General features: G+C 67.5%; 14 protein-coding genes and 1 pseudogene. 7 read left to right on the top strand and 8 right to left on the bottom strand.

What is annotated here, in order from left to right; genetic code table 11:
* Positions 1-431: 431 nt before the first annotated feature.
* The gene (locus tag ABZ260_RS15430; RefSeq protein ID WP_355617206.1) at positions 432-770 is read right to left on the bottom strand and encodes a tyrosine-type recombinase/integrase; all 339 of its coding nucleotides are present in this window, start codon (positions 768-770) and stop codon (positions 432-434) included.
* 118 nt (positions 771-888) lie between these two features.
* On the opposite strand from ABZ260_RS15430, the gene ABZ260_RS15425 reads away from it, so the two are divergent.
* A complete protein-coding gene (locus tag ABZ260_RS15425; RefSeq protein ID WP_355617189.1) occupies positions 889-1,719 on the top strand; it encodes a hypothetical protein in 831 nt (276 codons plus the stop codon).
* Between the two features lie 326 nt (positions 1,720-2,045).
* Here the strand turns inward: ABZ260_RS15425 and ABZ260_RS15420 are convergent, their stop codons facing one another.
* The gene (locus ABZ260_RS15420) at positions 2,046-2,657 is read right to left on the bottom strand and encodes a hypothetical protein (protein ID WP_355617187.1); all 612 of its coding nucleotides are present in this window, start codon (positions 2,655-2,657) and stop codon (positions 2,046-2,048) included.
* Between the two features lie 564 nt (positions 2,658-3,221).
* On the opposite strand from ABZ260_RS15420, the gene ABZ260_RS15415 reads away from it, so the two are divergent.
* Both ABZ260_RS15415 and ABZ260_RS15410 read left to right on the top strand, forming a co-directional pair.
* A complete protein-coding gene (locus ABZ260_RS15415; RefSeq protein ID WP_355617185.1) occupies positions 3,222-3,773 on the top strand; it encodes an RNA polymerase sigma factor in 552 nt (183 codons plus the stop codon).
* Between the two features lie 20 nt (positions 3,774-3,793).
* Positions 3,794-4,384, top strand: coding sequence for a hypothetical protein (locus ABZ260_RS15410; protein WP_355617183.1), 591 nt, complete (start codon positions 3,794-3,796; stop codon positions 4,382-4,384).
* Between the two features lie 235 nt (positions 4,385-4,619).
* Here ABZ260_RS15410 and ABZ260_RS15405 read toward each other — a convergent pair whose 3' ends face one another.
* Entirely contained in the window at positions 4,620-5,384 is a 765-nt protein-coding gene (locus ABZ260_RS15405) for a maleylpyruvate isomerase family mycothiol-dependent enzyme (protein ID WP_355617181.1), read from the bottom strand.
* 419 nt (positions 5,385-5,803) lie between these two features.
* On the opposite strand from ABZ260_RS15405, the gene ABZ260_RS15400 reads away from it, so the two are divergent.
* Complete coding sequence (locus tag ABZ260_RS15400; protein ID WP_355617179.1) at positions 5,804-7,441, top strand: serine/threonine-protein kinase; 1,638 nt, start codon at positions 5,804-5,806, stop codon at positions 7,439-7,441.
* Between the two features lie 189 nt (positions 7,442-7,630).
* Here ABZ260_RS15400 and ABZ260_RS15395 read toward each other — a convergent pair whose 3' ends face one another.
* The 3 genes from ABZ260_RS15395 to ABZ260_RS15385 all read right to left on the bottom strand — a co-directional run bounded on the left by ABZ260_RS15395 (position 7,631) and on the right by ABZ260_RS15385 (position 10,970).
* Positions 7,631-8,554, bottom strand: coding sequence for a hypothetical protein (locus ABZ260_RS15395; protein WP_355617177.1), 924 nt, complete (start codon positions 8,552-8,554; stop codon positions 7,631-7,633).
* Between the two features lie 209 nt (positions 8,555-8,763).
* Positions 8,764-9,738, bottom strand: a complete 975-nt coding sequence (locus ABZ260_RS15390) for a teichoic acid biosynthesis protein C (protein WP_355617175.1) — start codon at positions 9,736-9,738, stop codon at positions 8,764-8,766.
* A 263-nt stretch (positions 9,739-10,001) separates the two neighbouring features.
* Complete coding sequence (locus ABZ260_RS15385) at positions 10,002-10,970, bottom strand: zinc-binding dehydrogenase (RefSeq protein WP_355617204.1); 969 nt, start codon at positions 10,968-10,970, stop codon at positions 10,002-10,004.
* A gap of 313 nt (positions 10,971-11,283) precedes the next feature.
* Here ABZ260_RS15385 and ABZ260_RS15380 point away from each other — a divergent pair, with 313 nt between their 5' ends.
* Positions 11,284-13,452 (top strand): transglycosylase domain-containing protein, encoded by a 2,169-nt coding sequence (locus tag ABZ260_RS15380; RefSeq protein ID WP_355617173.1) that lies wholly within the window; start codon positions 11,284-11,286, stop codon positions 13,450-13,452.
* Between the two features lie 367 nt (positions 13,453-13,819).
* Positions 13,820-14,266: a hypothetical protein gene (locus ABZ260_RS15375; protein ID WP_355617171.1), complete on the top strand. Its 447-nt coding sequence runs from the start codon at positions 13,820-13,822 to the stop codon at positions 14,264-14,266.
* A 245-nt stretch (positions 14,267-14,511) separates the two neighbouring features.
* Here ABZ260_RS15375 and ABZ260_RS15370 read toward each other — a convergent pair whose 3' ends face one another.
* The gene (locus ABZ260_RS15370) at positions 14,512-15,459 is read right to left on the bottom strand and encodes a TetR/AcrR family transcriptional regulator C-terminal domain-containing protein (protein WP_355617169.1); all 948 of its coding nucleotides are present in this window, start codon (positions 15,457-15,459) and stop codon (positions 14,512-14,514) included.
* Between the two features lie 141 nt (positions 15,460-15,600).
* On the opposite strand from ABZ260_RS15370, the gene ABZ260_RS15365 reads away from it, so the two are divergent.
* Positions 15,601-16,803, top strand: coding sequence for an FAD-dependent monooxygenase (locus tag ABZ260_RS15365; protein WP_355617167.1), 1,203 nt, complete (start codon positions 15,601-15,603; stop codon positions 16,801-16,803).
* A gap of 71 nt (positions 16,804-16,874) precedes the next feature.
* Here ABZ260_RS15365 and ABZ260_RS15360 read toward each other — a convergent pair.
* A pseudogene (locus tag ABZ260_RS15360) lies at positions 16,875-17,157 on the bottom strand (RNA polymerase subunit sigma-70); the annotation flags it as partial.

The raw sequence follows: 17,157 nt of genomic DNA, 5'->3' as shown, positions 1-17,157 counted from the left end.
GCGAGAGGAGCGACATGCCTACCAACCCTGCTTCAGCCCACTCGACTGATGACGTTCCTAGTGACGCTGCGAACCTCAAGATCTCCCTGCAGTCTCCCGAGGGATTGGGCGTAACCGCCTCAAGCGAGATGAGTGGTTCTCACCTCAACCACTTCTGGGACGTCGCAACCACCGTTGTCGCCATTGTCGCGACCGTGATCGTTCCGCTGCTCGCTGCCAAGGAGTTGGTGATGCTTCCGGCACACTTGGCAAGTTGCATCATGGTGGCGCAGATGGCCGCTGTCCTCTCGATCTACGCTCTTTGGCGGTCTCGTAGGAGGTAGCAAACCGTCTGTCGCTCGTGCGTGCCGAGGACCCTTCCGGCTAGGAATAAGTCGAAAGGGTCCTCGAAGTTCAGGCCAGCACTCCTGATACAGGCACCAAGAGTGAAATTACGGTAGCTGCTCGCCGAGGCTCTGATTCAGTCGCCCCAGTGCTCTCCGCGTCTCTGGCGCCGGAACCTGCGTGTAGACGTTCATGGTCACCGAGATCTGCGAGTGCCGGAGGATGCGCATCGCGACCCGAGGGTGAACGTCGAGCGCGGCCAGGAGCGAGGCGCAGGTGTGTCGGGTGTCGTGGACGCGGATACGAGGGACTCCGGCCCTCTCGCGGTAGCGCTCAAAGGACCGGTAGAAGTTGCGCGGCTCGACCGGGGTCCCGTTCTTCGTGGTGAACACGAGGTCGGATCCCTTCCACCTTTCCCCGGTATCCTGGCGGGCCTTCTCCTGGATCCCCTGGCGATCCGGCCGGTCTGGCGACAGGACGCTGTAATTAGCGCGAGATGTCGGAGTGTAAAGATCGCGCTGCAGCCCTTCACCGTGTGGGGCACGGGCGGGAGGACGTTCTCAGATGAGGCGATGGGTCGCTGCGTCGACCGTCATGCTGGTCGTCCCGATGGTGGCTGGATTCGGTACCACTGTGGACGCCCAGGGGGCTCCCGCCGACCCGATCGACGCTCTCAAGCGCCAGCTCGTCGAGAACCGGGGGGTGAAGATGTCGAAGGTCCGCACCACCACGGAGGAGAAAAAGGATAAGGACTACGTCTGGACTAAGGCCGTCGCCGAGTTCGGCAAGGGCAAGATCGTAGCCGTCGATATGGCACATGACTCCGACCGCATAAAACGGATCGACCCCGTACGGCAGATCATCTTTGAGGGCCGCCAGTACATCCAAAACGACTACATACCCGACGGCAAAAGCTGGCTCCTCAACGAGAACAACGAGGTCCGGCCGGAATTGGACGCTGGCTGGATCAAGCTCGCCGATCCGGCCATGCTGAAGGCGGTGCTGGCCACCACCAAGGTCAAGCGCCCCGCAGGCGTCTACGACGGCACTCGTACCACGCTCTACCAGGGCACGATGACCGTAGGCCAGCTCTCCAAGGCCTCTCACGGATTCCCCTTCGGACTCGTGGTGATGCTCACCGAAGAGGAAGCGAAGGCCAAGATGTCCTGGCGGCTCTGGCTCGGTGAGGACCAGCTGGTGCGCAGGGCCTGGGGCTCGTGGAGCCAACCATTTTCCAAGAACGGTGGTGTCCCTGTCTCGTCTGTCGTTGATGCTCGTCTGACCGGCTGGGGCGCCGAAACCGACATCGCCGCTCCTTCCGCCGATGATGTGTGGACGCCCTCGGACTGGTCTATGCCTGAGACCTCCGTCCCCCTGAATCCGGCCGCCGGATAACGACCGCCGCTCCAAGCGGCCAAGCGGTCAAGGCGTCCTGATGTCCGGTGCACACGAAGGCGCTCCAGCCGGAAGGCCACGATCCACGACTGGAGTGTTGACCTCGCGACCAACAGGACGCCGATCATGAGGTGGCTCAGAGTTTCTCTACCGGTTAGATGTCATGATCCTTTGTCCACCAGTTGCTGAGGTGAAGGTGCACGGCGGATGCTCCGTCGAACCACCACAGGTCCGTCGGCCCCGAGGCTTCATCGGCCGGTCGTGGTAGGAACGATGGCCTGCTGATCCACTGCCGGCAGCAGCCGGCGGCGCCGAGCGGACGTGGCCTACCCCACGATGAAAGTGCCGATCACCCCGGTTACGCTCAGCATGCCGATCACGGTGAGGACGGCGATCGCGACCCCGGCACTGATCAACCATCGGCGTCTCGCCGTGCCGGCGTTCAGGCTCGAGAAGGCGAGCCAGGCCCACAGGAGCCCTTCCACCAGGAACCACGGCTCGTTGAACAGGAGATCCTGAAGATCGGCCGTGCGATGGTCGATCGTCGTCCAGAACGGCAGATTCAGCTGTATCAGGCCGGCCAGGCTCAGGGCCCGCTGAATGCTGTTGATCAGGGCGTGCATGACGCACCCCACCGTCACCGCCCAGCACATGGCCAGCAGGACGCGTCGCCCGTGGGACCGGCGCCATAACGGCAGCGTCGCCACCGGCAGCACCGTGGCGACCAGCAGGATGCCCGCCCCCAACGCGTTGACCATCCGCCACTGCTGATACGACACGGGTGTGCCGAACATGCCGACGGTCCCGCCCAGCGCGTAGTAGGCCCGATAACAGGTGTAGAACAGGCCCCACGCACCTAGCACGATGCTGATGCGGACCCTCTTCGCCGCTGCGCCGGGCAGGCCAGTGACCTGCGCATCTTGCTCCACGACTGCCACGGTTTCCCCCGAACGTGTTCTAAACCGGGCGCCAGTATGGCAAAGCGCGTCTGAGACAGAGCTGAGAGGTGGAGCACCTCACGATCGTCATCAACGGCACCGCGGACAACCAGCTCGGCAAGATTCAGCGGACGGGACTGGCCGAGGCCGTCGACGCCTACGCGCTCTCAGTATCGGTTCCGATCCGTCTCCTCGGCCCGCCTTCCGGGCCGGACGTGCGGCTTTCACCGCATCCGGCTCTCCATAGATCCTGTCGCGGGGATGGTTCGTCATGCCGTTGTCGGCGAGGTCCTGCTCTGTTGAGGTCGGGAGCTCCCCCTGATGTGACCGGGGAATTTCCGCGGGCATCGGAGCGGCCTGTGGGGGCTCAACGACCTCTGGAGAGTTCAGGCACCGATGGCCGGCGACCCTGTCCTCTGCTCGGTCACCGCATGCCACGACCGGAGACAACGTGTGTCGTTCTCTCGTCTTCGTTCGGGTGGAGAGGCGGAGAGCCGTCCTCTTGTAACCATTTGGATGGTTCTGACCAAGCAGGGGTGTCAATCGACGAAGGGAGCATTGCCGGTGCGTCGTAAACAGGCGGAGATCGCTAGAGATCACGTGGCGTTCGAAGCCTTCTACCGGCGGCACGTCGATGCGGTCACCCGCTTCCTCGCTCGGCGTGTTGACGATCCGCACACGGTCGCCGACCTGGTGGCCGAGGTGTTCATGGCGGTGCTTGACTCCGCCCACACCTACCGGGCCGGTTTGGGGACCGAGATCGCGTGGCTGTACGGCGTGGCACGTAACACACTCTCGACCGAGCGGCGCCGGGTGTTCAAGCAGTCGCGGCTGACCAGCCGGGTGAGCGGGCGGCGGTCGTTGGACACCGACGACCTCGCCAGGCTCGAAGAGCGCATCGACGCGGAACGGCATGCCAGGCGGATCTTCAAGGCCATGGCCTACCTGCCCGAAGGGGAACGCGCCGTCCTGGAACTGGTCGTCATCGACCAGCTCACGGTCACCGAGGCGGCGGCGGCCCTGGGCATCCGGCCGGGGACCGCCAAGGTGCGGCTGTATCGCGCTCGTCGCACGCTTCAGGGACTGCCCTTCGTCATGGAAGGAACACCGGGATGAGTTTCGAGGAGCAGATACTGATGGAACTTAAAGCCGAGATCACCGCACGCGCCGAACGACGTCGTCGCACCGGCCGCCGCCTGTTCGCGGGGGCGGCGGTGGCCGGGCTGGCCGCGGCGGCGGCGATCGCGGTGCCGCTGCTGACCGGAGCGGAGCAGCCCGCGTACGCGGTGACCAAGAACGGCGACGGCACGATCAACGTCAAGCTCAACGAGTTCAGGGACGCTGACAAACTGGAGCAGGATCTAAAGAGGATGGGGGTATCTGCGGACATCACCTATCTCAAGCCCGGCAAGTGGTGCGGGGGAGACAGAGGCGAGATCGTCGGGGGCGGCTCCCCGGAGGAGTGGAAGGGCTCCGTGTCCGACAGGGCCGCGCGTCTGCTCAGGACGGGGGGGTTGGAGATCGACCCCCGGTACGTCGGGAAGGGCCAGACCTTGGTGATGGCGTTCAGCGAGAGCAAGGAGCAGGCCTCTAGGGCGAAGAAGCCGGAGACGGCGTGGCAGTTCTCCGCATATGTGGTCAATGGCCAGGCCAAGCCGTGCGTCGTCGTCGACAATCCGACCTGGAACGACGTTGACGGCACCGGCCAGCCCCCCGCAGGAAGCTGATCCCGCGAGGAGCGATCCCCGCTCGTAGGGCGGCGACCACTCAAAGGTGGATCCGATAGGGGTTCTGCCCGATCAGCTTGATCGGGCAGGCTCCCGCCTCAGCGCATCGGGCTGGAAGGTGGCCGTCGTCATCAACGGGACGGTGGATGATCAGTTCGGGGGAGTCCGGCGGCCGAGACCGGCTGAGGCCGTTGACACCTGCGGGCTCTCAGGCGTCGGTGGAGGACGGGCGGTCTCACTGCGTCGCCATGACGATGCAGCGCCGCAGCTCCTCGACCGCCTCAGGGGCGCCCTCGACCGTCACGCCGCTCGGCTCGCCGGCACTCTCCCGGTTCCACATCCAGCGGAGCACGGCCGTCGGCGGGCCGCTCACGGTCACGTCGGCCGCGTCGTCGTCAGCGCCGTCTTCGACGGCGAACAGCCCCGGGCCGGTCCGCACCCGCCACGCCGCGCCGTCGGTCCGCACCGTGTACGTCCGGCCCGGCGAGCCGGCCAGGATGTCGGTGAAGTAGTCGCCCCACTCGGCGACGCTGTATGCCACGAAGACCTTGAGCAGCTCGTCGATGCCGTCGACGGCGAGGTCTGCCGGGACCGGCATGACCGGCTGCCCGGTGCCGAGCTCGGCGTCGATGCGGTGGATGACCGTCTCCTGCGCCATCCGCCGGATCCAGAAGCCGACGGTCTGATCCGGGGTGTACCAGGAGCCGGCCGGATCCCCCGGCTTGCGGGCGCCGAACTCGTCGAGCAGCCCGGCGTACGCCCGGTCGAGCAGCGCGAGCGGATCCTCGTCCGCGAGCTCCTTCGGCGGCCACGGGTCGGGCTCGGCGCCCTCGCGCATGGCCAGAGTCTTATGCAGGTACACCTCGCCGATGTGACGGGTCAGGTCGGCGACGGTCCAGTCGGGACAGCTCGGCACCACCGCGGTTGGGCCGGTCGGCACGACGGCCCGCAGGCGGCCGAAGTCGGCCGCGAGGCAGTCAAGGAGTCGGGGATATTCCATACCGAACAGTTCAGCACACACTCAGGCTCGTTCGGCTCGTCCGGCGACGGGCCACCAGTCGCCCAGTATGCCCGCAGACGCATCCTGGCAGCCATCGTCGACCATCCACGCGCGAGAGTGCGGATCAGCCTGCGTAGACAGCCTCCACTACGACCAACCAAGCGCGTTGGCCCGAAAAGAAGTATCGCCGCCGCTCACCCGCTGTCGTTTTTCAGGTTCCGGTACACATTTCGCGGAGGGCTCTGCCCAATGAAGGGGGCTTGGGTTCGATTCCCCAAGGCGGCTCCAGGCCACTCGATGGCTCCCATGGCCTGATCTCCCTGCCGTTCCGGTTCCCCGGCCATCGCCCTGATGGAGGACCATGGTGGGCCGGGTCTCGCATCGCTAGTGTGTGGAGACGACCGTGCATGGAGGAGCCGATGCCCGCTGGCCCGCTGGAGCCGGGAGACCCGCGCGTGCTGGGGGAGTTCGAGATCGTCGGGCGGCTGGGCGAGGGCGGGCAGGGGATCGTCTACGAAGGGTGGAGCCGGTCCGGCGAGCGGGTGGCGATCAAAGTACTTCGCAGCGGCGCGGATCCCGCCTCGCGCCGCCGGTTGGCCAGGGAGTTGCAGTCGGCACTGCGGGTGGCCCCCTTCTGCACGGCCCGGGTGTTGAAGGCGGAGACCGACCGGCCAGACCCCTACGTCGTGAGCGAGTTCATCGCGGGTCCCGCACTGCAGGATCGAGTGCGTGACGAGGGTCCCCTTCGTGGCGGCGACCTCGATCGCCTGGCGGTCGCCACGGCTACCGCGCTCGCCGCCATCCACAGTGCGGGAGTCATCCATCGGGATTTCAAACCGGCCAACGTGCTGCTCGGCCCGGACGGCCCGCGGGTGGTCGACTTCGGCATCGCCCAGTTGCTCGACGCGAGCACGATGCCCTCGGCCATGTCCGGCACCCCGCCGTACATGGCTCCCGAGCAGCTCAACGGTGTGCACGGATCACCCGCGGCCGACGTGTTCTCCTGGGCCGCGACCATGGTCTACGCCGCTACCGGCCGGGCGCCGTTCGGCAGCGACACCGTTGCCGCGGTCTTCAGCCGGATACTCAACGCCGAGCCCGACCTCACGGACATTTCATCGCCCCTGCGGGAGACGTTGGCCGTCTGTCTGGCCAAGGACCCCGGGGTACGCCCCTCCGCCCGGGCGCTCATGATCCGCCTGGTCGACACCGGAGCCCCCACCGTCACGGTCCCCGACGTCGGCCCGGTGCCCACCGCCTACCTGCCCGCTGACTGGAGCGGGCGGGCGGATCAGGTTCCGGTCGCGGCCGGTCCCGGGCCGACCAGACTGCTTCCAGCCGATTCGTCCGGAGTACAGGGTCCGGCCGGACCCGCGTACGACCCGGCCCCCACCCGCCATCTCGGCCGTTCCGATACGACGGTGCAGGAAACGGAGCCGCGGCCTGGTGAGCCGGTGCCCCGACAGGGACGGAGGCCTGCCGTGCTGATCGCGGTCACCGGCATCGCAGCGGCGCTCGCGGCGGCGGTGACGCTGTACGCGACAGGGACGTTCGGTGGCTCCTCCGGCGACGGCGCGGCGAGGCCGGAGGCCGTTACCAGTAGCGGCAGGGACTCCGGATCACGCACGGCCGCAGGCGGGCAACCGGCTTCCCCGCCGCAGTCGACACCACCACCGTCGGCACCACCGTCGGCACCGCCATCGACACCGCCGTCGACGTCGCCCTCGGCCCAGCCGGGGGGCGGAGTCCCGGAGGCGTTCGCCGGGACATGGACGGGCCAGGTCGTCTCGCAGGACAATCGGAAGGAGACCGTCGCGGTCACGCTCATCCTGCTGAGTGACCAGTCGGCCGGGACGTGGCGGGCCGATGCGTGCGAGCAGCAGGTCATGCTGACCCAGGTCAGGGCCGGGAATGTGCTCGAGCTGACCCGCATGCAGCGGAATCAGTGTGTGGGGGGAGACATGACCCTCACTCTGAAGGACCCGGCGACGCTGGACTTCGTGGGCCAGGAGGGCGCCGGCGGGCTGGAGTATCGCGGGAGCCTGAGCCGGTCCTGACGCGGGACCGGCACAGGCACGTGACATCCTCCCTGGCCGGAAGTAATTACCCCCGGTCGACGTCCAGCGTCGTTATCCGGCGCCGGACACGCAGGTCGCGGAGATCGAAAACGAATTGGGGGACGGAGTCCTGAAGGCCGGGGCATCCTCCGGTTACCTGGTGACCACGACCAGACGCCCGGCCGACGCTCAACCCGCCCGCGCGATCTGGAACGAGTAGGCCCCGGTCTTCGCCGTACCTGATCTGACCACGAGCGCATACCTGCCGTCTCCATTGGAGAGCGGGATGTCGAACTCGTATCCGCAGAGCGGGACGGGCTGCCGTGGGCCGGCGATGTTCTTCTCCGCGGCATCTGTGAGCTCCAGCTCGATAGCCGTGCACGCCCCGGCCCCACCGAGGATCTTGATGGCCGACGCGCCGTCCGCGTCGAACTCGAAGCGGTCGATGCGTCCCGGGACGTCCAGCCGTCCCGCGCCGTCCGGGTTGCCCTCGCCGATCTGCAGGCCGATCGTCGCCGGGAACGTGCGGATCTTCACCGTCGCGATCCTGAGGCTGTACGGCCCGATGACGTTCGTGTTCCCGAAGACCTCCAGCCGGTGCTTGCCCGCCTTGGTCAACTTGATGACCGAGGTGCCCCAGCTGAGAGCGATGCCGGACGGGCTGACCGGCTTGCCGTCGACCTCGGAGAACACCTGGAGTTGGATATCGTCACCGGTCATGTCGGTGACATAGAACTCCCTGGTGCCGCCCAGGTCCAGGGTGAACTTGTCCCGCTGCCCGGCGCGGGTGAGCTCGGCCGCGACGGTGTTGCCGTCGGTGAGGGTTCCACCCGGCTGCACAGCCGCCTGGGCCTGGCCCGGGTCGTCCGGCTCGTTCGTGGTCTCGGCCGGCTCGCTGCTCTCCGTGGGCTCGCTGTTCTCCGTGGGCTGGGTGGTCTCGGTGGTTTGGGGGGTCTCGGCGGTCGCTGTGCTGGTCACGCGTTCCGGAACGGGCTGATCGCTCTGGAGCGTGTCAACGCCGGCACCGCATCCGGTGACGGTCAGGAGCACAAGGGTCACGCCGGCGGCAAGCCGGAGGGGCATGCTGAGGCGTCCGGTGGGGGAGGCTTTCATGCCAGCCATTGTGTGCAGCCCGCTTGCAGCCCGCTTGCCGTGGTGGGCCCGGTCTTCGAGACCGGGCCGGTAGAGGGAGAACCGCGGGGGACCGAGCCCGCACCGCCTCGTTGAGAGCCTCCACCGGCGAGCGGTGGTTCATCTCCAAGAGGTGCCCGGTTTCCCCGACGGCGGAGCCGCCGACGGGGAAACCGGGACGGTGTCGTCTGTCAGACGAGGGCGGTCTTGTAGAAGATGCTGGCCTTCCTCGCTCCCGCGACGCCCGAGGCGAGCCCCAGGCACAGCCGGGGTTCGCCGCCCGCGATCTGGATCGCCATGCCCTCCGGCTCTCGGAAGTCCAGGGACTTGCCGGCCTGGCTCAGCGACCGCTGAACCTTGCCGCCCGTACGCAGATCGACGCAGGTGATGTAGGTGTTGCCCGGAGCCGGGTTGGAGCCGCTGTAGGCGGTGCCGTCCAGCAGGTACAGGTACCTCCCGTAGACGGTGTACCCCTGGAAGACGCCCAGTCCCGACGGCTGTGCGATGTCGAACAGCGGGGTGGCCGTTCCACTCTTGAGCGCGGCCAGGGAGTACACCGCGAAGCGTGCCGTGCCGCCGGCCCGATAGCGCATGATCAGCCGGTTGGTGGAGGGGTCGATCGCACACGTGGTGCTGGTCGCGCCCGCGATCGGCGCGTACTTGGTGAGAGCGGAGGAGGACGCGGTCAGGGTCTGGCCGTTGACGAACTTGAATCGGGCCAGCCTGTTGCCCCAGGCGTTGGCGCCGTCGTTCACGCCGTTGGTCTCGGTCCACAGGTAGGCCGTGGTCCCCGACGGCTCCACCCCGATCTGGACGCCGTGCCCGAAGCCCATCAGGTACATGTGCCCGAGCACCGTTCCGCCCAGGCTGAGTTTGGTCACGCAGAGGTTGCCCGCCGCCGCCGACCCCGCACCGTTCTTCAGCTGGGCCACGTATATGTGCCCGTTGGCGTTGTCGAAGGCGAACGACTGCAGCACCGTCTCGTCGTAGAGCGCCTTCTTCCAGATCAACCCTGTCGCGGGTGCGGTCAGGTCGAACCGATCTCCCGCGGCTTCGGCGGTGGCGCTCCGGACGCCGGCGAAGCCGCCCAGGGCCGTCGCCGCGGCGGCGCCGGTGGCGGTCGTGAACAGGCCCCTACGAGTGATCGCCCGCGACAGATACGGCATATCAGAATTCGTTCCGTTTCGTTTCGGTGGTGTCAGAGGATCTGTCGATCTCTATCACCTCGAAGATCGCGACAACATTAAAACGGATGAAATCCCACATAACGGACCGATCCAAGGAGGAGGCGGCAAGCCCCAGCAGTACAGCGTCCTGGTCGACATGGAGACTGCGAACGCTCGACGCTGAGACCTCCTTCGTCCTGCCGGGAATGGTCAGGCAGACCGAGGAGAAGGCCCCTGCCGGTCATCGGTAGGGGCACGTGTTCTCAGATGAGCAGCAGCGACTTGCCGACCGTGTCGCGTTCCGCGAGCGCGATGTGGGCGTCCACGGCTCGGTCCAACGGGTAGGTCGCGCCGATGGCCGGCCGGATCCGTCCCTCCGCGGCCAACGCGAGTGCCTGCGCGAGCAGTTCCCGTACGGTGGCCCGATCGGGGGGCCCGGACGCCAGCAGGTTGGTCACCCGTACCTGCCGATCCTCGGCCGCCCGCGGGGCGATGTCGGCGAACCCGCCGCCCGCGGTGCCGTAGGTGACGAACCGGCCGCCTCTGGCCGCCGCCTCGAACGCCGCCCTGCCGAGCTCTCCGCCCGCGCCGTCGAAGACCAGGTCGACTCCCGCGCCGCCGGCCGCCTCGCGTACCCGGTGCTCCCACCCTTCCTGTGAGTAGTCGACCGTGATCTCCGCACCCAGCTCGCGGGCCAGCGCCAGCTTGCGTTCGCCCCGGGCCGCCGCGACGACCCGGGCGCCCGCATCGCGTGCCAGTTGCACCAGCAGCGAACCCGCCCCGCCGGCGGCGGCGGTCACCAGCACCCACTCGCCCTTCTCGATCCCCGCCACACGGGTGAGGTTCAGCGCGGTGACGCCGTCGTGCAGTACGGCCGCCGCCTCCCGAGCCCCCAACCCTTCGGGCACCTCCACCGTCTCCTCCACGGTGGCGACGATCTGCTCGGCGTAGCCGGTGGACGTCCTGGCGACGACGCGGCGCCCGGCCCAGCCCGGATCCACCCCCTCCCCGACGGACAGCACCTGCCCCGCTCCGCCGCCGCCGGGCACGTACGGAAGTTGACGGGGGAAGAAGTCCCTCCCCCAGCCTCCACGCAGCAGCGTGTCGAGGTAGATGACGTCGGCGACGGTCAGTCCCACCACGACCTCTCCCTGACCGGCCACCGGGTCGGGAACCTCCTCGTACACCAGCACCTCGGGACCACCGAACTCCCGCACCTGGATCGCGCGCATCATGACCTCTCCGTCTCGGTCAGCCTCGTACACGCAGCCTCGACCCTGAAGCTAAGTTGAGGTCAAGATGGAAATGGCGACCTCGTACACCAGGACGGCCGTTCGGTGGTGATCTGCCCGGAATGATCTCAGCCCCTCAACCTCCGATCCGGGATCGCACCGCGACCATCCTCGTCCACGGCCTCGGCGGGGTCCCCTAGGCTGTCTGTTCACGGGTGATCCAGAGCTCTCCGGAGATAACCGGCACTGTGCGCTATGTGAAAGAAAGCGCTTTATGTGCACAGAACAGGCTTAAAGCCTAGAATCTACACTTATGTCGGAACGGGGTAAGGGCCAGTCAGGGGCCGTGTCGAAGATCATGCGTCTTGCCGCCGTGGGGACGGCGGCGGGTGTGCTGGTCGCGGGGATCGCACTACCGGCCGTGGGGGGTGCGGGGCTCGGCATCGTGTCGGCGACCAACGGGTTGAACCTCAACCCCGAGGAGCTCGTCGAACCTCCGCCGGCGGAGGTCACCGTCGTGCAGGACGCCAGGGGCAGGGAGATCGCACGGTTCTACGAGGAGTACCGCGAGGTCGTCAAGCTCGACAAGGTGTCCGAGGTCATGAAGACCGCGATCGTCTCGATCGAGGACTACCGGTTCTACGAGCACGGTGCGATCGACATCGAGGGCACCCTCCGCGCGTTCGCCAAGAACCTCCAGGCGGACGGGGTGAGCCAGGGCGGCTCCAGCATCACCCAGCAGTACGTCAAGCAGGTGCTGCTCAACTCCGCCGAGACCGACGCGGAGAAGGACAAGGCGCTGGAGGCCAGCTACGCGCGCAAGCTCAACGAGCTGCGCCACGCGATGGCGGTGGAGCAGAAGTACTCCAAGGACGAGATCCTGGAGAAGTACCTGAACATCGCCTACTTCGGCGCGGGTGCCTATGGCGTCGAGGCGGCGGCCAAGCGGTTCTTCGGCGTGACGGCGGCCGAGCTCACCCTGCCGCAGGCGGCGGCGCTGGCCGGCGCCGTGCAGGACCCCAACGCCACCGACCCCAACCTGGGGGCGAAGCAGCGCGAGCGGCTGCTGAACCGGCGCAACGTGGTGCTGAACCGGATGGCCGAGCTGGGCAAGATCACCACGGCCGAGGCGGCCGAGGCGAAGGCCACCAAGCTCGGCTACAAGGGTACGAAGCTGCCCGGTGGCTGCGAGGCCAGCGACTATCAGTACTTCTGCGTCTACGTCCGCAATGAGATCCTGAAAAATCCTGACTTCGGGAAGACTGCCAAGGAGCGCCTGGCGTTCCTCAACCGCGGCGGTCTGACGATCAGGACCACCATCGACCCGACCATGCAGGCGGCGGCGGACCGGGCGATCAGGAAGTGGGTCAACCCCGCCGACAACCCGGTGGCGGCCGAGGCCCTGGTCCAGCCGGGCACCGGGGCTATCAAGGCCATGGCGGCCAGCCGAACGTACGGGCAGAGCAAGGCCAGGAACGAGATCTCCTACAACGTCGTCGCGGACGCCGCGCACGGCGGTGGCGTCGGCTTCCAGGCCGGCTCGACCTTCAAGACGTTCACGCTGCTCAACGCGCTGAACAAGGGCATGAAGGTCGACGACGGCTTCAACGTCGGCGCCGGTTACCTCGCCTCGGGCTATTCGGCGTTCAAGAACTGCAAGGGCGAGAACATCGGTGACCCGACGCACACGGTGACCAACGACGAGGGCTCACCCGGCTGGCGGACCCTGCAGACCGGCACCTGGGGTTCGGTCAACACCTTCTTCATGACCCTGGAGCAGCACGTCGGGCTCTGTGACACGGTCAAGATCGCCAAGTCGCTGGGCATCCACCGCTCCGACGGGCTCGCGCTCCAGGAGTACGAGACGTTCACGCTCGGCATCAACGAGATGGACCCGGTGACCGTGGCGAACGCGTACGCCGCGATCGGCGCGCGCGGCAAGTACTGCGCGCCGATGGCGATCACCCAGATCACCGACCGCGACGGCAAGATTTCCAAATACCAGCCCAAGTGCCGTCAGGCGCTCGACCCCGAGGTCGCCGACGCGGCGGCGGACGTGCTGTCCGGGGTGTTCACCAAGGGCACGATGCGGGCGGTCGGCGGCATCGGCCGCGACGCGGCGGGCAAGACCGGCACCACCGACGGCTACGCCACCGCCTGGTTCGCCGGGTTCACCCCGGACCTGGCCGGCGCGGTCAGCATCGGCGACCCGCGCGGCTCGCAGAAGTACAAGCTGACCGGCGTCACGATCGGCGGACGCTACTACGGCTCGGTCTTCGGCGGCAGCATCCCTGGCCCGATCTGGAAGGACACGATGCTGGCGGCGCTGAGGAACGTCGAGCCGACGTCGTTCACCCCGATCAACTCGGCACGGTTCGGCGGCTGCGGCCAGAGCTGCCGGCCCGCGCAGCCCCCGTCGAACGACGACGCCCCCGACGGCAACGAGCAGGTCAACATCCCCCTAGACGGTTACGGCGACTGACGCGACGCGAGGGCCCGCACCGATCCGATCGTCGGTGCGGGCCCTTGTCGCAGGTCGGGTCTACCGGCGGGAGCAGCGTTTCCGTATGCCTTCTGCCGGTCGATGAGCTCGGAGCCCCTGCGCCTGGCCCGCTCCGGACGCATCGGTGCCGTCGTCGTCGGGTGTCTGGACGGTTCTTCGTCAACCCTGGAAGCTTCCAGGTTTCCGTACGCCTGTTCTGTAACCGATCATTTGACGGAGTGATCACCTTCCGAACAACTCGCAGATCGCTGAACTGATCACCTTGCCGGACCTGGCGGGTCCGACGAGCACCGATCCGCCACATGTCTCCCATCGATCTCGCCCAATGAAGACATCCAGGAGTCCGATGAACGCGCGTCGTTTAACTTCTCGTCTTGCCATGATCGTGGTCATGATGGCCTCGCTCACCGCGATCCTGCCGACCGTGTCCGCCTCGGCGGGGCTGGTCACATCCGCTTCGGCGGGGCAGGCCAAGGTACTTTCGAAGTGCACGGTGCCGCCATGTGGCGACATCTATAATTACACCAATACATGGTGGCCCATCCGCCGGAAAGACAGTGACAGCGGCCCCTGGATAACCGCATCGATCGGCCCGGGCCAGCACAAGGGCGGCTACTGGAACGATGGAATCGACTGGGACCAGTACGGCATCCCCTACCGCTGTTCGGTGAATCTCACCGTCAATGGTGTGAGCTATGTCAGGAGCAACAACACGGTCAACGGAAACCTGTGGTTCTCCTTCTCTTCCAATCAGACGGTCAAGCTGAACTCCTATACCTGCCGGGGTGTTTGAGCCAATGATCGTCTCAAGGACATGATGACAACGCCCCCGTTCACCTGGCGGGGGCATTGTTCGTCGAGGGGACATTGAAGTCATAGGCGAAGGTCCCGTGCCGCTACCGAGGTTGAAGCCCGAAATTCAGATCATCGACCTCGCACGAGCTCCGAGAATGTCGTCCACGTCTCCTCGGAGCACTTCGACCGTGATTTTCGGACCCCCTCTGGCGCGGTGACCGCCCACGTTCGCCGGGGTCCGATCTACGGCCCTTGACGATCTCCATGAAGGGACGTGGCGTCCTGGCCGCGAGAAAGGCCGGGACCGGGGGCCTCGATGAACACCTCCAGGCCGTCCAGCAGGCGTCGCAGGCCGAACTCGAAGAGCGTGTCCAGGTCGAGGGAGTCGGGCGGGATGCTCGACAGCAGCGGGAATTCCGCCATGCGCGGGAGCACCGCCGAGTCGAGCCACTCCTGGTCGGTCATGCCGGTCTGCTGCGCGGCCTCGGTCTCGGCCTCCAGGTTGATCGCGGTCCCGCGTACGTAGTTGGCCACGGTGACGTACACGTGGACCATCGTGGCCGGGTCGAGGCCGAGGCCGTCCACCGCGCGCATCGCCCACTCGGCCTGGGCCATCGCGTTGGGCGTGGGCAGTGGGCGGGTGAACGAGGTGAGCTGGGCCAGCCAGGGGTGGCGGTGGTAGAGGGCCCACTGCGTCCTGGCGGTCAGCTCCATCCGGGCCCGCCAGCCCGGTGGCGGCTCATCGAGCGCGCACTCGGCCAGCACGGTGTCGGTCATGAGCATGAGCAGCTCCTCCTTGCCCGACACGTGCCGGTAGAGCGACATCGCCGAGACCTCCAGGCCGGTCGCGATCCGGCGCATGGACAGGGCCGCCGCCCCCTCCATGTCGGCGATCCCGATCGCGGCGCGCACGATCCGTTCCCTGGTGAGCTCGGGCACGGGCCTGCGGGAGGGGCTGGTGTCCGCGACGGCGCCGTCCGCGACGAGGGTCCCGACGCCGGGTGCGACCCGCACGAGCCCCTCCCGGCGCAGGGTCGCCAGCACCTTGCCGGCGGTCGCCATCGCCACGCCCCACTCCTGGATGATCTGCCGGGTCGAGGGCACCCGGTCGCCCGGGCGTAGCCGCCCCGTCGCGATGCGCCGCCGCAACTCGGCGACGATCCGCAGGTACGGAGGCTCTGTCCCGTCCACTGTCCGCCCTCCCGGTGCTCTAGTGCACCATTTCCCCAATGGCCTGGTCACATACTGCCGTAATCTTGGTGCACTAGTACATAATTTACAACGTAAGCGCACTATGCGTACGGTATACACATCGTCAAGCAGGGAGCGCTTATGAAGAGCATTCTGATCTCCGGTGCCGGTATCGCGGGGCACGCCCTGGCCTACTGGCTACATCGCCACGGCTTCACCCCGACCGTGGTCGAGCGAGCTCCGGCTCCGCGCGCCCAGGGCCACACGGTCGACCTGCGCGGCGTCTCCGTCGACGTGGTCAGGCGGATGGGGCTCCTTGATGAGGTCCGACGCGCGGCCGTCGACTCCGGCGGGATGTCCTACGTGGACGCCACCGGCAGGCGCGTGGCCGACATGCCCGCCTCCTTCCTCGGTGGAAACGGCCTGGTCGGTGAGGTGGAGATCCTCCGCGGCGACCTGGTCGACATCCTCCACCGGGCGACCGGGGACGAGGTGGAGTACGTCTTCGACGACACGATCACCTCGCTGACCCAGACCCACGACGGTGTACGGGTCACCTTCGAGCGGTCCGCGTCGCGCGTCTTCGACCTGGTGGTGGGCGCGGACGGCGCGCACTCGGTGACCCGGTCCCTGGCCTTCGGCGAGGAGTCGCGCTTCGGCCGCGAGCTCGGCTGCTACCTGGCGTACTTCACCGCGCCCAACGTCTTCGGCATCCAGGACTGGGAGCTGTTCCACAACATGCCGGGCAGGAGGGTGGCGGCGCTGCGCCCGTCCCGGCGAGCCGAGGAGGTCAAGGTCCTGTTCGGGTTCGCCTCGAAGCCGCTCGACCACGGTGATGTGCGGAGGCAGAAGCAGATCGTGGCCGAGGTCTTCGCCGGAGCGGGCTGGCAGGTGCCCGCCATGCTCCGGGAGATGGCGGCGGCCACCGACTTCTATTTCGACGCGGCCACCCAGGTCGTCATGGACACCTGGTCCCGCGACAGGGTCGTGCTGCTCGGCGACGCCGGATACAGCCCGTCGCCGCTGGGCGGCGGCGGCACCGGGCTGGCGGTGGTCGGTGCCTACGTGCTGGCCGGAGAGCTGGCCGAGGCGGGCGGGGACCATCCGGCCGCCTTCGCCGCGTACGAGCGGGAGATGCGCGACTTCGTCCAGCAGAGCCAGAAGCTCCCGCCGGGCGGCGTCAACGGCTTCGTGCCCAAGACCCGGTCGGTCATCCGGCTGCGCAACCTGTCGATCAGACTGCTACCCCACATGCCGTGGGCCGGTCTGGTCGAGAGAATGGCCGGCAGGTCCGACGCCATCACCCTTAAGAACTACGGCTTCGCCGCCACCCCGCGACCCTGAGCGTTCCGTACGGCCCCTGGGTCGCCGCTCGAAATCAGCTGGCTACGTACCAAGCCCGGCCGCCCCAAACCCTAGTGGTCCAGGCTCGCCGGGAGGCCGAACGCGGTGAACAGGCCAGGTGCTTCGAACACGTCCATCGCGGCGAGGAGGCCCGCCTCCGGGCGCAGCACGATCAGCACGAAGGGGCGGAACGCGGTGTCACCGGCGCCGCGGACGTAGGCGGCGACCGCCGGCCGGCGGTTCGCGGCCGTCGGCAGCATCCGCCACCGGCCGAGGGAGTTCATGTCCCGGCGCAGCGCCCGGGCGACCGCGGCCTTGCCGGTCCACTCGCCGACGCCGGGCTCGATGGTCAGC

Origin of the sequence: Streptosporangium sp. NPDC006013 (genome assembly GCF_040614275.1) — a bacterium.
Classification (GTDB): Bacteria; Actinomycetota; Actinomycetes; order Streptosporangiales; family Streptosporangiaceae; genus Streptosporangium.
This window is presented reverse-complemented; position numbering and strand designations above follow the sequence as displayed.

Coding starts and splice junctions, on each gene's coding strand:
- ABZ260_RS15385 (WP_355617204.1), bottom strand. CDS start 10,970: ATGCGCGCGATCCAGGTGCGGGAGTTCGGTGGTCCCGAGGTGCTGGTG.
- ABZ260_RS15390 (WP_355617175.1), bottom strand. CDS start 9,738: ATGCCGTATCTGTCGCGGGCGATCACTCGTAGGGGCCTGTTCACGACC.
- ABZ260_RS15405 (WP_355617181.1), bottom strand. CDS start 5,384: ATGGAATATCCCCGACTCCTTGACTGCCTCGCGGCCGACTTCGGCCGC.
- ABZ260_RS15400 (WP_355617179.1), top strand. CDS start 5,804: ATGCCCGCTGGCCCGCTGGAGCCGGGAGACCCGCGCGTGCTGGGGGAG.
- ABZ260_RS15395 (WP_355617177.1), bottom strand. CDS start 8,554: ATGAAAGCCTCCCCCACCGGACGCCTCAGCATGCCCCTCCGGCTTGCC.
- ABZ260_RS15365 (WP_355617167.1), top strand. CDS start 15,601: ATGAAGAGCATTCTGATCTCCGGTGCCGGTATCGCGGGGCACGCCCTG.
- ABZ260_RS15410 (WP_355617183.1), top strand. CDS start 3,794: ATGGAACTTAAAGCCGAGATCACCGCACGCGCCGAACGACGTCGTCGC.
- ABZ260_RS15375 (WP_355617171.1), top strand. CDS start 13,820: ATGAACGCGCGTCGTTTAACTTCTCGTCTTGCCATGATCGTGGTCATG.
- ABZ260_RS15380 (WP_355617173.1), top strand. CDS start 11,284: ATGTCGGAACGGGGTAAGGGCCAGTCAGGGGCCGTGTCGAAGATCATG.
- ABZ260_RS15425 (WP_355617189.1), top strand. CDS start 889: ATGAGGCGATGGGTCGCTGCGTCGACCGTCATGCTGGTCGTCCCGATG.